This window comes from Rhizobium tropici CIAT 899 (assembly GCF_000330885.1).
In the GTDB taxonomy this organism is placed as follows: domain Bacteria; phylum Pseudomonadota; class Alphaproteobacteria; order Rhizobiales; family Rhizobiaceae; genus Rhizobium; species Rhizobium tropici.
This window is the reverse complement of sequence record NC_020059.1, coordinates 1,411,586-1,424,017: the sequence shown is the minus strand read 5'-3', so window position 1 is coordinate 1,424,017 and position 12,432 is coordinate 1,411,586. Positions and strand designations below refer to the sequence as shown.

The 12,432-nt window shown below is 60.0% G+C and carries 13 protein-coding genes and 3 tRNA genes; 1 reads left to right on the top strand and 15 read right to left on the bottom strand.

Annotation, left to right across the window (positions count from 1 at the left end; all coding sequences use genetic code 11):
• Positions 1–5: 5 nt before the first annotated feature.
• The 15 genes from nuoK to RTCIAT899_RS06820 all read right to left on the bottom strand — a co-directional run bounded on the left by nuoK (position 6) and on the right by RTCIAT899_RS06820 (position 11,830).
• Positions 6–314: an NADH-quinone oxidoreductase subunit NuoK gene (gene nuoK, locus RTCIAT899_RS06890; RefSeq protein ID WP_007689961.1), complete on the bottom strand. Its 309-nt coding sequence runs from the start codon at positions 312–314 to the stop codon at positions 6–8.
• Positions 315–345: 31 nt separating this feature from the next.
• Positions 346–960 (bottom strand): NADH-quinone oxidoreductase subunit J, encoded by a 615-nt coding sequence (locus RTCIAT899_RS06885; protein WP_015339514.1) that lies wholly within the window; start codon positions 958–960, stop codon positions 346–348.
• Positions 961–1,109: 149 nt separating this feature from the next.
• Complete coding sequence (gene nuoI, locus RTCIAT899_RS06880) at positions 1,110–1,601, bottom strand: NADH-quinone oxidoreductase subunit NuoI (RefSeq protein ID WP_015339513.1); 492 nt, start codon at positions 1,599–1,601, stop codon at positions 1,110–1,112.
• 40 nt (positions 1,602–1,641) lie between these two features.
• Positions 1,642–2,685: an NADH-quinone oxidoreductase subunit NuoH gene (nuoH, locus tag RTCIAT899_RS06875; protein ID WP_015339512.1), complete on the bottom strand. Its 1,044-nt coding sequence runs from the start codon at positions 2,683–2,685 to the stop codon at positions 1,642–1,644.
• Positions 2,686–2,697: 12 nt separating this feature from the next.
• A complete protein-coding gene (gene nuoG / locus RTCIAT899_RS06870; RefSeq protein WP_015339511.1) occupies positions 2,698–4,779 on the bottom strand; it encodes an NADH-quinone oxidoreductase subunit NuoG in 2,082 nt (693 codons plus the stop codon).
• A gap of 238 nt (positions 4,780–5,017) precedes the next feature.
• Complete coding sequence (locus RTCIAT899_RS06865; protein ID WP_015339510.1) at positions 5,018–5,776, bottom strand: 5' DNA nuclease; 759 nt, start codon at positions 5,774–5,776, stop codon at positions 5,018–5,020.
• Between the two features lie 9 nt (positions 5,777–5,785).
• On the bottom strand, positions 5,786–7,090 hold the full coding sequence (nuoF, locus tag RTCIAT899_RS06860) for an NADH-quinone oxidoreductase subunit NuoF (protein ID WP_015339509.1): 1,305 nt from the start codon (positions 7,088–7,090) through the stop codon (positions 5,786–5,788).
• A 10-nt stretch (positions 7,091–7,100) separates the two neighbouring features.
• A complete protein-coding gene (locus RTCIAT899_RS06855; protein WP_015339508.1) occupies positions 7,101–8,222 on the bottom strand; it encodes an NADH-quinone oxidoreductase subunit E in 1,122 nt (373 codons plus the stop codon).
• A gap of 15 nt (positions 8,223–8,237) precedes the next feature.
• Positions 8,238–8,555 (bottom strand): hypothetical protein, encoded by a 318-nt coding sequence (locus tag RTCIAT899_RS06850; RefSeq protein ID WP_015339507.1) that lies wholly within the window; start codon positions 8,553–8,555, stop codon positions 8,238–8,240.
• On the bottom strand, positions 8,555–9,745 hold the full coding sequence (locus RTCIAT899_RS06845) for an NADH-quinone oxidoreductase subunit D (RefSeq protein ID WP_015339506.1): 1,191 nt from the start codon (positions 9,743–9,745) through the stop codon (positions 8,555–8,557). The genes RTCIAT899_RS06850 and RTCIAT899_RS06845 overlap by 1 nt, the downstream gene beginning before the upstream one ends.
• 66 nt (positions 9,746–9,811) lie before the next feature.
• Positions 9,812–10,414 (bottom strand): NADH-quinone oxidoreductase subunit C, encoded by a 603-nt coding sequence (locus RTCIAT899_RS06840; RefSeq protein ID WP_015339505.1) that lies wholly within the window; start codon positions 10,412–10,414, stop codon positions 9,812–9,814.
• An 18-nt stretch (positions 10,415–10,432) separates the two neighbouring features.
• Positions 10,433–11,014, bottom strand: coding sequence for a NuoB/complex I 20 kDa subunit family protein (locus RTCIAT899_RS06835; RefSeq protein WP_015339504.1), 582 nt, complete (start codon positions 11,012–11,014; stop codon positions 10,433–10,435).
• Positions 11,005–11,370, bottom strand: a complete 366-nt coding sequence (locus tag RTCIAT899_RS06830) for an NADH-quinone oxidoreductase subunit A (protein WP_034489570.1) — start codon at positions 11,368–11,370, stop codon at positions 11,005–11,007. Before RTCIAT899_RS06830 ends, RTCIAT899_RS06835 begins: the two co-directional genes overlap by 10 nt.
• 258 nt (positions 11,371–11,628) lie before the next feature.
• Positions 11,629–11,705, bottom strand: a tRNA-Asp gene (locus RTCIAT899_RS06825).
• A gap of 48 nt (positions 11,706–11,753) precedes the next feature.
• Positions 11,754–11,830 (bottom strand) — tRNA-Asp (locus RTCIAT899_RS06820).
• 391 nt (positions 11,831–12,221) lie between these two features.
• Here RTCIAT899_RS06820 and RTCIAT899_RS06815 point away from each other — a divergent pair.
• A tRNA-Val gene (locus RTCIAT899_RS06815) sits at positions 12,222–12,297 on the top strand.
• Positions 12,298–12,432 lie beyond the last annotated feature (135 nt).

Here is a 12,432-nt window from a genome sequence, read left to right as displayed (position 1 = left end):
CTTTATCAGCCCTTCATCACGTTGACGTCTTCGACCGCGATGGAGCCGCGGTTACGATAGAAGACGACGAGAATTGCAAGACCGATCGCGGCTTCAGCCGCGGCGACGGTCAAAATGAATAGAGCGAAAACCTGGCCGACGATGTCGTTGAGGAACGACGAGAAGGCGACCATGTTGATGTTGACGGCGAGCAATATGAGCTCGACCGACATCAGGATGATGATGACGTTCTTGCGGTTCAGAAAGATACCGAAGACGCCGAGCACGAAGAGGATGGCGCTGACCGTGAGGTAATGGGAAAGTCCGATGACCATGTTGTTGTTCCTTTGACCCTCGTGCCTCGCCTCAGACGCCCTGCCCCGGCTTGACCTTGACCACCTCGACGGCGGTCGCGGGCGTGCGGGCGACCTGTTGGGAAATGTTCTGGCGCTTGATGTGCGTGCGATGCTTCAGCGTCAGCACGATTGCGCCGATCATCGCGACCAGCAGAACGAGGCCGGCGATCTCGAAGAAATAAACGTAGTTGGTATAGAGCACGTCGCCGAGTGCGGCGGTGTTCGTCCGCTGCGTCAAGGCCGGGATCGGCATGGCGACGGTCTTGGCAATGGTCGGTGAAATCACGCTGCCGCCGATAACGACGATCAGCTCGGCCGCAAGGATGACGCCGATCAAAGCGCCGATCGGGGCATATTCCAGAATGCCGGCCCTGAGCTCGGAGAAATCGATATCCAGCATCATGACGACGAAGAGGAAGAGGACCGCCACGGCGCCGACATAAACGACCAGCAGGATCATCGCCAGGAATTCAGCCCCCATCAGCAGGAAGAGGCCGGCCGCGTTGAAGAAAACCAGGATGAGGAACAGGACCGAATGGACCGGATTCCGCGCCGAGATAACCATGAACGCCGACGCCACAGCGACAAAGGCGAAGATATAGAAAAAAAGAGCCTGCAGACCCATGTTGGTGCCTTTTTCGTCTTCCCCCGGGCAGCCGGGAGTTTCCCTGCCCGATGGAGCTCGGCCGGACGACAGGTCCGACAAAGCTCCGGTCTAGTTTCAACCGCGACGGCGACGCTTGGCCGCCCGTCACGGCATATTCAAAACTCCGCTCAGCGGTACGGCGAATCGATCGCGATATTCTGCGCGATTTCGCGTTCCCAGCGGTCGCCATTGTCCAAAAGCCGCGCCTTGTCGAAGTAGAGCTCTTCGCGGGTCTCGGTGGCGAATTCGAAGTTCGGCCCTTCGACGATCGCGTCGACCGGGCAAGCTTCCTGGCAGAAGCCGCAATAGATGCACTTCACCATGTCGATGTCGTAACGCACCGTGCGGCGGGTGCCGTCGTTGCGGCGCGGCCCGGCCTCGATGGTGATGGCCTGGGCAGGACAGATGGCCTCGCAGAGCTTGCAGGCGATGCAACGCTCTTCGCCGTTGGGATAGCGGCGCAGCGCATGTTCGCCGCGGAAGCGCGGGCTGACCGGCCCCTTTTCGAAGGGGTAATTGATCGTTGCCTTCTGCTTGAAGAAGTAACGCATCGACAAAAAGAATGCGCCGACAAATTCCTTGAGGAACAGCGAGCCGACAGCGTTGGAAATTCCGGCCATCTTCAACCTCCAAATCTGCTTGAAGCGAGAATCGACATCATCATGCCCATCCCGTCAGCTTCAGCACGAATGCAACGATAACGACCATGGCGAGCGACAGCGGCAGGAAAACCTTCCAGCCAAGGCGCATGAGCTGGTCGTAGCGGTAGCGCGGCACGAATGCCTTCACCATCGCGAACATGAAGAATACAAAGCACGACTTCAGCAGGAACCAGATGATGCCCGGAACCCAGTTCAGGATCCAGATATCGACCGGAGGCAGCCAGCCGCCGAGGAACAGGATCGTGGTCAGCGAGCACATGAGGACGACGGCGGCATATTCGCCGAGCATGAACATCATGTAGGGCGAAGAACCGTATTCGACCATGAAGCCAGCAACCAGCTCCGATTCCGCTTCCGGAAGGTCGAACGGCGGACGGTTCGTTTCAGCCAGCGCCGAAATGAAGAACACGATGAACATCGGGAACAGCGACAGCCAGTGCCAGTCGAGGAACGAGGCCGGCAGGCCGAGCTTGGTACCGAGGCCTGTCTGCTGCGAGAGCACGATATCCGTCAGGTTCAGCGAACCGACGCAGAGCAGCACGGTGACGATGACGAGGCCGATCGAGACTTCGTAGGACACCATCTGCGCCGCCGAGCGGAGCGCGCCGAGGAACGGATACTTCGAGTTCGAAGCCCAACCGCCCATGATGATGCCGTAAACTTCCAGCGATGAGATCGCCAGAATGTAGAGGATGCCGACATTGATATCGGCGACGACCCAGTTCTGCGCGACAGGCACGACGGCCCAAGTCGACAGCGCCAGCACCACCGAAACCAGCGGAGCCAGCAGGAACACGGTCTTGTTGGCGCCGGCCGGGATGATCGGCTCCTTGAACATGAACTTCAGCAAGTCGGCAAAGGACTGGAACAGGCCGAAGGGACCGACGACGTTCGGGCCGCGGCGCAGCTGCACGGCAGCCCAGATCTTACGGTCGGCAAGCAGAATGTAGGCGATGAAAACCAGCAGGCAGACCAAGAGCAGCAGGGACTGGCCGATCATGATCAGCGCCGGCCAGAGATAGGTCGAAACGAATGAATCCATAGTCCTCTGCCCTTACTCTGCCGCAACGCGGAAATTGTTGCGGGCCAATGCCGAGCACTCGGCCATGACAGCCGATGCGCGCGTTATCGGGTTCGTCAAATAGAAGTCTTTGATCGGCGAAGCAAATGCCGATTTGCCCATTGCGCCGGCTTTTTTCGCAAGTGCGGCAATTTGGGCGCTATCGCCTTCAGCAATCTCGTCGATACCGGAGAAATGCGGGAAGGCTGCATAGAGCTTGGCGCGCAATTCTCTCAGCGAATCAAAGGGAAGCTTCTTGCCGAGCACGTCGGAAAGGGCACGGATGATCGCCCAGTCCTCGCGGGCGTCGCCCGGCGCGAAACCGGCGCGGTTGCCCATCTGGACGCGGCCTTCCGTGTTGACCCAGGTGCCAGACTTTTCGGTGTAAGCTGCAGCTGGAAGGATGACATCAGCGTTCTGAGCGCCGTTATCGCCATGCGAGCCGATATAGACTGTGAACTTCGCGCCCTTGCGGCTGAAATCGAGCTCATCGGCGCCCAGCAGGAAGAGGACGTCCATCGAGGACAGCATGGTAGCGGCATTAACGCCCTTTGCGCCCGGCACGAAGCCGAGATCAAGACCGCCGACACGCGCAGCTGCGGTGTGCAGCACGGCAAAGCCATTCCAGTCTTCCTTGACGACGCCGACGGCGGCAGCGAGCTTGGCGGCATTTGCCAGAACCTCGGCACCGTCTTCGCGGATCAGGGCGCCCTGGCCGATGATGATCATCGGCTTCTGAGCATTCTTCAGCACGTCGGCGAAGCTGTGCGAGCCGCTGACGAGATCGGCCAGCGTGTCCGGCCCAGCGCCGAGATAATCATAGGAGTAGCGAAGATCTGCAGCCTCGCCGATCACGCCGATCGGGAACTTGCCGCGGCGCCAGCGCTTGCGGATGCGCGAGTTCATGACGGCAGCCTCGAAGCGCGGATTGGCACCGACGATCAGCAGCGCATCAGCGGCTTCAATGCCTTGGATGCTCGGGTTGAAGATGTAGCTTGCGCGGCCGAGCGACGGATCAAGCGCCGTCCCGTCCTGGCGACAGTCGAGATTTTCCGATCCGAGCGACTTCAGCAGCTCGCCAAGGGCGTACATTTCCTCGACCGAGGCGAGATCGCCGGCAATCGCGCCGATCTTGTCGCCGCTGGTGGCGGAAACGGCCGACTTGATAGCAGCGAAAGCGTCGCTCCAGCTTGCCGGCTGCAGACGGCCGTCCTTGCGGACATAGGGCTTGTCCAGGCGCTGAGTCTTCAGGCCGTCCCAGATGAAGCGAGTCTTGTCGGAGATCCACTCTTCGTTGATCTGCTCATTGACACGGGGCAGCACGCGCATGACTTCGCGGCCGCGCGTATCGACGCGGATTGCCGAGCCGAGAGCGTCCATGACGTCGATCGATTCGGTCTTATTCAATTCCCACGGACGAGCCGTGAAGGCGAAGGGCTTGGAGGTCAGCGCGCCGACCGGGCAAAGGTCGACGACGTTGCCCTGCAGCTCGGAGGTCATCGCCTGCTCGAGATAGGTGGTGATCTCGGCATCCTCGCCGCGGCCGATGAGGCCGAGTTCGGAAATGCCGGCAACTTCCGTCGTGAAGCGGACGCAGCGCGTGCAGTGGATGCAGCGGTTCATCACGGTCTTGACGAGCGGGCCGATATACTTGTCCTCGACGGCGCGCTTGTCTTCCTGATAGCGCGAACTGTCGATGCCGAAGGCCATGGCCTGGTCCTGCAGGTCGCATTCGCCGCCCTGATCGCAGATCGGGCAATCCAGCGGGTGGTTGATCAGAAGGAATTCCATCACGCCTTCGCGGGCCTTCTTGACCATCGGCGTGTTGGTGAAGACTTCCGGAAGCTCGCCGTTCGGGCCGCCGCGGATATCGCGAACGCCCATGGCGCAGGATGCCTGCGGCTTCGGCGGGCCACCCTTCACCTCGACGAGGCACATGCGGCAATTGCCGGCCACCGACAGTCGTTCATGGAAGCAGAAGCGCGGGACTTCGGCGCCGGCTTCCTCGCACGCCTGGATAAGCGTGTAGTGATCCGGAACTTCGATCTCTTTACCGTCAATCTTCAGTTTAGCCATCGTCCACTCAGTCCTATGTCACGTCTCCAGCCCAACCTGGCCGCAGACAATTTCATGATCGCAAGCCGGATTGCCATCGGGGCGGCTCAAACGCCTGATGGCACCGGTTCGCTCACAATAAGCTTTGCCAAGCCTTGTCCCCGCAAGACCAGCTTTGCGATCGAGCCACGTGGGGCACCCACATCGTCTCCATCGCCTTCATTCACCCTCCCCGGCCGCGATCCAGCCGAGGAAAACCTTAACTCCGGCCCTTCGGCAGCAGCTCCTTCGCTTGGCCAACCCAGTCATCGCGCCGGATGCGACCTTCGAAACCGAGCTCGCCATCGATCCGCTCGATATCCGCATCGCTCCAGGCGGCGATATCGGCGAAGCGCTTGATGCCACGTCCGTTCAGCACCTGCTCCAGCTTCGGACCGACGCCGGAAATCCGCTTCAGGTCGTCAGCCTTCTCGGCTGCCTTGCGGCCACGCGCGGGAACCGGCTTTACGGCGACCGGCACAGCGGCTTCAACCTTCGCCGTTTTCTTTGCAGGAGCCGTGACCGCCTTCGGTGCAACAACCGCGGGCTTCGGCTCGGCTTTCTTCACGGCAGCCGGCTTCTGCTTCGCAGCAACCGGTTTCGGTGCAACAGGCTTGACCGCAGCCTCCTTGGCTGCAGCCTCGGGCTTTACAGGTTTGGCGTCCCCTGCCCCAGCGTCCACGCCCGCCGGCTTCGCAGCGACCTCAGCCGGATGTTTTTCGTCTTCAAGGGCATCGGCCAACCGGGTGGTTGCTTCGACCGCGCCCTGGAAAGCGCCCAAAAACGCGCCGGCCAGTTGCGAGGTAAAGCCGAAACCGATTGCGGTGACCGCCGCAATGGCTGCGGCCGGATGGGCCATCAGCGGATGGATCGGCATGATCGGCGCGTTCCCAAACATATCGGCAGCAGCGCGGCCAAGATCGGCCGATGTATTACCGGCCGCTCCGCTCTCCTGCCTGATATCGTTGGTCTTCGCCATCTTCGATCCTTACTCGGCTGCTTCCAGAACCGCGCCGTGGCTCGTCGCGTTGGCAGTGTACTGGTCGATGCGCTTTTCGATCTCGGGACGGAAATTGCGGATCAGGCCCTGAACCGGCCATGCGGCAGCGTCACCGAGCGCACAGATGGTATGACCTTCGATCTGCTTCGTCACCTGGAACAGCATGTCGATCTCGCGCTTCTGGGCGTTGCCACGAGCCATACGCTCAAGAACGCGCCACATCCAGCCCGTGCCTTCGCGGCACGGCGTACACTGGCCGCAGCTCTCATGCTTGAAGAAGGCCGAGATGCGGGCAATCGCCTTGATGATGTCCGTCGACTTGTCCATGACGATCGCCGCAGCCGTGCCGAAGGACGACTTGACTTCGCGCAAGCCGTCGAAATCCATCGGGCAGTCGATGATGTCAGCAGCCGGAACGACCGGGCACGATGCGCCGCCGGGAATGACGGCGAGCAGGTTATCCCAGCCGCCGCGAACGCCGCCGGCGTGCTTGTCGACGAGCTCACGGAAGGTGATGCCCATCGTCTCCTCGACCGTGCAGGGACGGTTGACGTGACCGGAGAGCATGAACAGCTTCGTGCCGACATTGTTCGGACGGCCGAAGGAGGAGAACCAGCCGGCGCCGCGGCGCAGGATCGTCGGGGCAACGGCGATCGACTCGACATTGTTGACCGTCGTCGGGCAACCATAGAGACCCATATTGGCCGGGAACGGCGGCTTCAGGCGCGGCTGACCCTTCTTGCCTTCCAGGCTTTCGAGCAGAGCGGTTTCCTCGCCACAGATGTAAGCGCCGGCGCCGTGATGAACGAAAACATCAAAATCCCAGCCGAGCTTGTTGTTTTTGCCCAGCAATCCGGCATCATAGCACTCATCGATCGCAGCCTGCAGTGCCTCACGCTCGCGCATGTACTCGCCGCGGACGTAGATGTAAGCGGTATTCGCGCCCATGGCGAAACCGGCGATGACGCAGCCTTCGATCAGCGTATGCGGATCGTGGCGCATGATGTCGCGGTCCTTGCAGGTGCCGGGTTCCGACTCGTCGGCATTGACGACGAGATAATGCGGACGGCCGTCACTTTCCTTCGGCATGAAGGACCACTTGAGGCCGGTCGGGAAGCCTGCGCCGCCGCGACCGCGAAGGCCGGAAGCCTTCATCTCGTTGATGATCCAGTCACGGCCCTTTTCGAGGATTTGCTTCGTGCCGTCCCAATGGCCGCGCGACATCGCGCCCTTCAGGGATTTATCCTTGAGGCCGTAGATATTGGTAAAGATGCGATCCTGATCCTGTAACATGCTTCACCTCTTACCGCGGCTTCTTGCCGAAGACCTTGATATATTCCGCTTCGCCACCCTTAGCGAGTGCCTCAGCCTGCTTGACCCAGTCATCACGATCGATCCGGCCCTTGAAATTCAGATAGCCGTCGACCCAATGGCGCTCGGCTTCGTGCCAGCTGGCAATCTGCGCGAAGGTAAAGATGCCAAGCTCATGCAAGGTCCCTTCGATCTTCGGGCCAACGCCTGAAATGAGCTGCAGATTGTCCGGCTGCGCGGGTCTTTCGATACCGGCGGGGCGATTCTTGTCGTCGAGCGACGGCTTTCCGGCGACAGGCTCGGCAGCCGCAGTCCCAGAAAGCGGCTGCGTTTCGGCTGCCTTGGCGTTCTTGGCTGCCTCCTTCGGCGCCGTTACCGGCGTCTTCAGGCTCTTATTGGTTTCCGCGTCCGTGCTCTTGGCACGGGCGGCTTCGGACGGCGGGATCGATACGGTATCAGCAGTAGCCTTGGCCACCTTGCTCGCCGTGCTCTTTGCCTTAGCCTCGTCCGACAGGAGCGACGTCAAACCGCCTTCCGGAGCGGAGAAAACGCGATCGATCTGTGGGCCGGTCTGAATCTCATGACCCTTGCCTGCGGCGAATGCATCGATGATCTCTTCCAGGCGCGTCGGCGTCAGATCCTCATAGGTATCCTTGCCGATCACCACCATCGGTGCGTTGACGCAGGCGCCCTGACATTCGACCTCTTCCCAGGAGAGAGTGCCATCGGCATTGCGCTCGAAAGCGTGATCGTTGATCCGGCTCTTGCAGACCTTGATCAGCCCCCCGGCGCCGCGCAGCATGCAGGGCGTCGTGCCGCAAACCTGGACGTGGGCGCGCGTACCAACCGGGTGCAGCTGGAACTGCGTATAGAAGGTCGCGACTTCGAGCGCGCGGATATAGGCCATGTCGAGCATGTCGGCGATCGTTTCGATGGCCGCCTTGGTGACCCAGCCTTCCTGCTCCTGCGCACGCATCATCAGAGGGATGATCGCGGACTGCTGGCGGCCCTCCGGGTATTTCTGGATCGTCTTTTCAGCCCAGACCGCATTCTCCGCATTGAAAGCGAAGGCGGCAGGCTGGAATTGATCTTCGGCTAGTCGACGAACGGACATCTTTCACGCCTTATCTCAGTTTAAGGACCCACACCGCGTATTCGTCAGAGACGAGAATTCGCAGGCATAGGCCGACTGGTCTTTCTGCATAAACACAACGAACTTACCGCCGTTCGGCACGGCGGCCTTGATCTGGTAGCCACGGGAGAGAAGGTCCGCAACGGTCGAATCTCCGCCCGACGTACCCTCATTTCCGCCTTTTGCAGTATTCGTGCTCGTAGCATTCGAACCCTGCATGTTGAGGGTCGGCAGGCTCGGCGTCTTGCCGGTCTGCTGTGCCGAGGCACCGCAAGCGACCAGAAGCGCCGGAACTATCACCTGCCAGACCCGCATCAGCGATCCACCTCACCGAAGACGATATCGAGCGAACCGAGCACGGCTGCGACGTCGGCGAGCTGGTGGCCGCGGCACATGAAGTCCATGGCCTGCAGATGCGCATAGCCCGGCGCACGGATCTTGCAGCGATAAGGCTTGTTGGAGCCGTCCGAGACGAGGTAGACGCCGAATTCGCCCTTCGGCGCTTCGACGGCTGCATAAACCTCGCCCGCCGGCACGTGATAGCCTTCGGTGTAAAGCTTGAAGTGGTGGATCAGCGCTTCCATGGAGCGCTTCATCTCACCGCGCTTCGGCGGAACCACCTTACCATCGAGCGATGAAACCGGTCCGGTCCTGGCATCGCCGAGCAGGCGATTGACGCACTGCTTCATGATGCGGACAGATTCGCGCATTTCGATCATGCGGATGAGGTAACGGTCGTAGCAGTCGCCGTTCTTGCCGATCGGAATATCGAATTCGAGATCGGAGTAACATTCGTAAGGCTGCGCCTTGCGCAAGTCCCAGGCAGCACCGGAGCCGCGCACCATGACGCCGGAGAAGCCCCAGGCCCAACAGTCTTCCAGCGAGACCACGCCGATATCGACGTTACGCTGCTTGAAGATACGGTTACCGGTCAGCAGATCGTCGATATCGTCGAGCGCCTTCAGGAAGGGATCGCACCAGTCGCCGATATCCTGAACGAGCTTTTCAGGCAGGTCCTGGTGAACGCCGCCCGGACGGACGTAAGCTGCGTGCATGCGCGAACCGGAGGCACGCTCGTAGAACACCATCAGCTTTTCGCGCTCTTCGAAGCCCCAGAGCGGCGGCGTCAGCGCGCCGACGTCCATAGCCTGCGTTGTAACGTTCAGAAGATGCGACAGGATACGGCCGATTTCCGAGTAAAGGACGCGGATCAGCTGGCCACGGATCGGGATATCGATGCCGAGCAGCTTTTCGACGGCCAAGGCATAGGCATGCTCCTGGTTCATCGGCGCGACATAGTCGAGGCGGTCGAAATAAGGAACGGCCTGAAGATAGGTCTTCGTCTCGATCAGCTTTTCCGTGCCGCGATGCAGCAGGCCGATATGGGGATCGACGCGTTCCACAATTTCGCCGTCCAATTCGAGGACAAGACGCAAAACGCCGTGCGCAGCCGGATGCTGCGGACCGAAATTGATGTTGAAGTTGCGAACGTTATGTTCTGTCATGACGGCGATGCTCGCGTTTTCGGAATTTCAGAGGATGGCAGGCCGAAGCCCGCCACACGCCAACAATCAGGCCTTCGCCTTTTCGTCGCCCGGGAGCACGTAGTCGGTGCCCTCCCACGGCGACAGGAAATCGAAGTTGCGGAATTCCTGTTTCAGTTCCACCGGCTCGTAGACGACGCGCTTGGCGGCATCATCGTAGCGGACTTCGACGAAACCGGTCGTCGGGAAGTCCTTGCGCAGCGGGTGACCTTCGAAACCGTAGTCGGTCAGGATACGACGCAGATCCGGATGGCCGGTGAAGAGAACGCCGTACATGTCCCAGGTTTCGCGCTCGAACCAATCGGCGCCGGGATAGATACCGCAGGCAGAGGGAACAGGCTGATCTTCGCCGACGGGAACCTTGACGCGAATGCGCAGGTTCTTCTTGGGCGACAACAGATGGTATACCACGTCGAAACGCTCGACACGCTGTGGCCAGTCGACGCCGCAAATATCCGTCATGTTGACGAAGCCGCATTTGGCGTCATCACGCAGGAAGGTCAGCAGGGCGATAACGTTTTCGGTCGTCGTCGTCACGGTCAGCTCGCCATATTTGATCTCGCTCGACGAGATCAAGGCGCTGCGGACTTCCGTGAGGTAGGCGGCAAGCTCGTTCAGGGCTTCACTCATAATACCTTGTCCCCTGCCTTACCGTTCGATCGTGCCGGTGCGCCGGATCTTCTTCTGCAGCAGAAGCACGCCGTAAAGCAGCGCTTCCGCCGTGGGAGGACAGCCCGGAATATAAATGTCGATCGGAACGACACGGTCGCATCCGCGAACGACGGAATAGGAATAGTGATAATAGCCGCCGCCGTTGGCGCAGGAGCCCATCGAAATAACATAACGCGGCTCGGGCATCTGGTCGTAGACCTTGCGCAGAGCGGGCGCCATCTTGTTGGTGAGCGTGCCGGCAACGATCATGACGTCAGACTGGCGGGGCGAAGCGCGCGGCGCAAAGCCGAAGCGCTCGACGTCATAACGCGGCATCGAAACCTGCATCATCTCGACGGCGCAGCAGGCGAGACCGAAGGTCATCCACATCAGCGAGCCGGTGCGGGCCCAGTTGATCAGCTCATCGGTGGAGGTGACCAGAAAGCCCTTGTCGGCGAGCTCATTGTTGATCTCGCCGAAGAACGGATCGTTGCTGCCGACCGGCCGGCCGGTCGCGGGATCGATGATCCCCTTCGGCTGCGGCGCCACGAGCGTCGTGTTGCTTGGAGCTACTCCCATTCCAGGGCTCCCTTCTTCCATTCATAGATAAAGCCGATGGTCAGCACCGCGAGAAACACCATCATCGACCAGAATCCGAACCAGCCGATCGCACCAAAGGATACAGCCCACGGAAAGAGGAAGGCGACTTCCAGATCGAAGATGATGAAGAGAATCGATACCAGGTAAAAGCGGATATCGAACTTCATGCGGGCGTCATCGAATGCATTGAAGCCGCATTCGTAAGCCGACAGCTTTTCCGAGTCAGGCGCCTTGAAGGCGACGGCAAACGGCGTGATCAACAGCGCCAGGCCAATCACCAGGGCAATACCAATGAAAATCGCTATCGGAATATAGGAACTGAGCAGTCCAGTCATCATGTCCATCCCTGCTTGCGGTCAGCGCCGGGGCGGCGCATCTGAGCAAATGCCCAGCAAGCGAAAGAGCGTTGCAACAGAGCCGTGGTTAGCGCAGGCGGAGCGCGCGCGCAAGCCTTTTGAATCTGTCGTTCGGGGTCCTGTCGAGCGGTAGATATCAATGTGTTGCGACGACAACGCGACAAATTGGCGCAAACGCGAAAAGGCTCGTTCGCAATCGCAATAAATTGACGTTTGATTGTAATGGCTTGGAGAGAATGGCGCGAGTGACGGGGCTCGAACCCGCGACCTCCGGCGTGACAGGCCGGCACTCTAACCGACTGAGCTACACCCGCGCATTGTTTGGCCTTTCAGCCAGTACGGATCCGAAATTTGCCTTGAAATGGCGCGAGTGACGGGGCTCGAACCCGCGACCTCCGGCGTGACAGGCCGGCACTCTAACCGACTGAGCTACACCCGCATTACATTTCAAGCATTCCAGATGCTTCCGCACCCATCAAAGCGGCCCTCGCCGTTCGATGAGCGGCTAACTACGGGGTTCGCGTTTGGGTGTCAAGCAGGTTTGAATACAAATCGATGACAGAATGCGAATTGTTTTGGACAAGCACTCCTGCAATTTTCGGCCCTCGCGATTTCACATGGCAGGTTCCCGCTTCATGCATTTCATGAGAGCCTGATATGCTTGGGAACAACCTGGCGGGCGTCGAGCCAACATATGTGAACGAGTGCGGCCAGGAATGTGCAAAAATCAAAAAAATCAAAAAATCTTCATAAACACTCTTGCGGTTTTTCCCCGTTCCGCATAGATCACGGCCACCGAACGCGACGGGCCAATGACCCGCTTCGCAGAAGGGCGATTAGCTCAGTTGGTAGAGCGCCTCGTTTACACCGAGGATGTCGGGAGTTCGAGTCTCTCATCGCCCACCACTCCCATACAGATTAAATTATTGGTTCATGTGCAGGACGCATCGATTGCGTCTTCTGGGCGGGTGCCCCTGCACGTCCGACTGCAGTCACTCAGTAATTGCCGAGAATAATCACGCCCAGAAGCACCACGGAAAC

What these genes read in the sequence shown, in the direction of transcription:
- RTCIAT899_RS06845 (WP_015339506.1), bottom strand. Translation starts at nt 9,745, where the DNA reads ATGACAGAACATAACGTTCGCAACTTCAACATCAATTTCGGTCCGCAG.
- nuoF (WP_015339509.1), bottom strand. Translation starts at nt 7,090, where the DNA reads ATGTTACAGGATCAGGATCGCATCTTTACCAATATCTACGGCCTCAAG.
- RTCIAT899_RS06885 (WP_015339514.1), bottom strand. Translation starts at nt 960, where the DNA reads ATGGGTCTGCAGGCTCTTTTTTTCTATATCTTCGCCTTTGTCGCTGTG.
- RTCIAT899_RS06855 (WP_015339508.1), bottom strand. Translation starts at nt 8,222, where the DNA reads ATGTCCGTTCGTCGACTAGCCGAAGATCAATTCCAGCCTGCCGCCTTC.
- nuoH (WP_015339512.1), bottom strand. Translation starts at nt 2,685, where the DNA reads ATGGATTCATTCGTTTCGACCTATCTCTGGCCGGCGCTGATCATGATC.
- RTCIAT899_RS06840 (WP_015339505.1), bottom strand. Translation starts at nt 10,414, where the DNA reads ATGAGTGAAGCCCTGAACGAGCTTGCCGCCTACCTCACGGAAGTCCGC.
- RTCIAT899_RS06850 (WP_015339507.1), bottom strand. Translation starts at nt 8,555, where the DNA reads ATGCGGGTCTGGCAGGTGATAGTTCCGGCGCTTCTGGTCGCTTGCGGT.
- nuoG (WP_015339511.1), bottom strand. Translation starts at nt 4,779, where the DNA reads ATGGCTAAACTGAAGATTGACGGTAAAGAGATCGAAGTTCCGGATCAC.
- RTCIAT899_RS06865 (WP_015339510.1), bottom strand. Translation starts at nt 5,776, where the DNA reads ATGGCGAAGACCAACGATATCAGGCAGGAGAGCGGAGCGGCCGGTAAT.
- RTCIAT899_RS06835 (WP_015339504.1), bottom strand. Translation starts at nt 11,014, where the DNA reads ATGGGAGTAGCTCCAAGCAACACGACGCTCGTGGCGCCGCAGCCGAAG.
- nuoK (WP_007689961.1), bottom strand. Translation starts at nt 314, where the DNA reads ATGGTCATCGGACTTTCCCATTACCTCACGGTCAGCGCCATCCTCTTC.
- nuoI (WP_015339513.1), bottom strand. Translation starts at nt 1,601, where the DNA reads ATGGCCGGAATTTCCAACGCTGTCGGCTCGCTGTTCCTCAAGGAATTT.
- RTCIAT899_RS06830 (WP_034489570.1), bottom strand. Translation starts at nt 11,370, where the DNA reads ATGACTGGACTGCTCAGTTCCTATATTCCGATAGCGATTTTCATTGGT.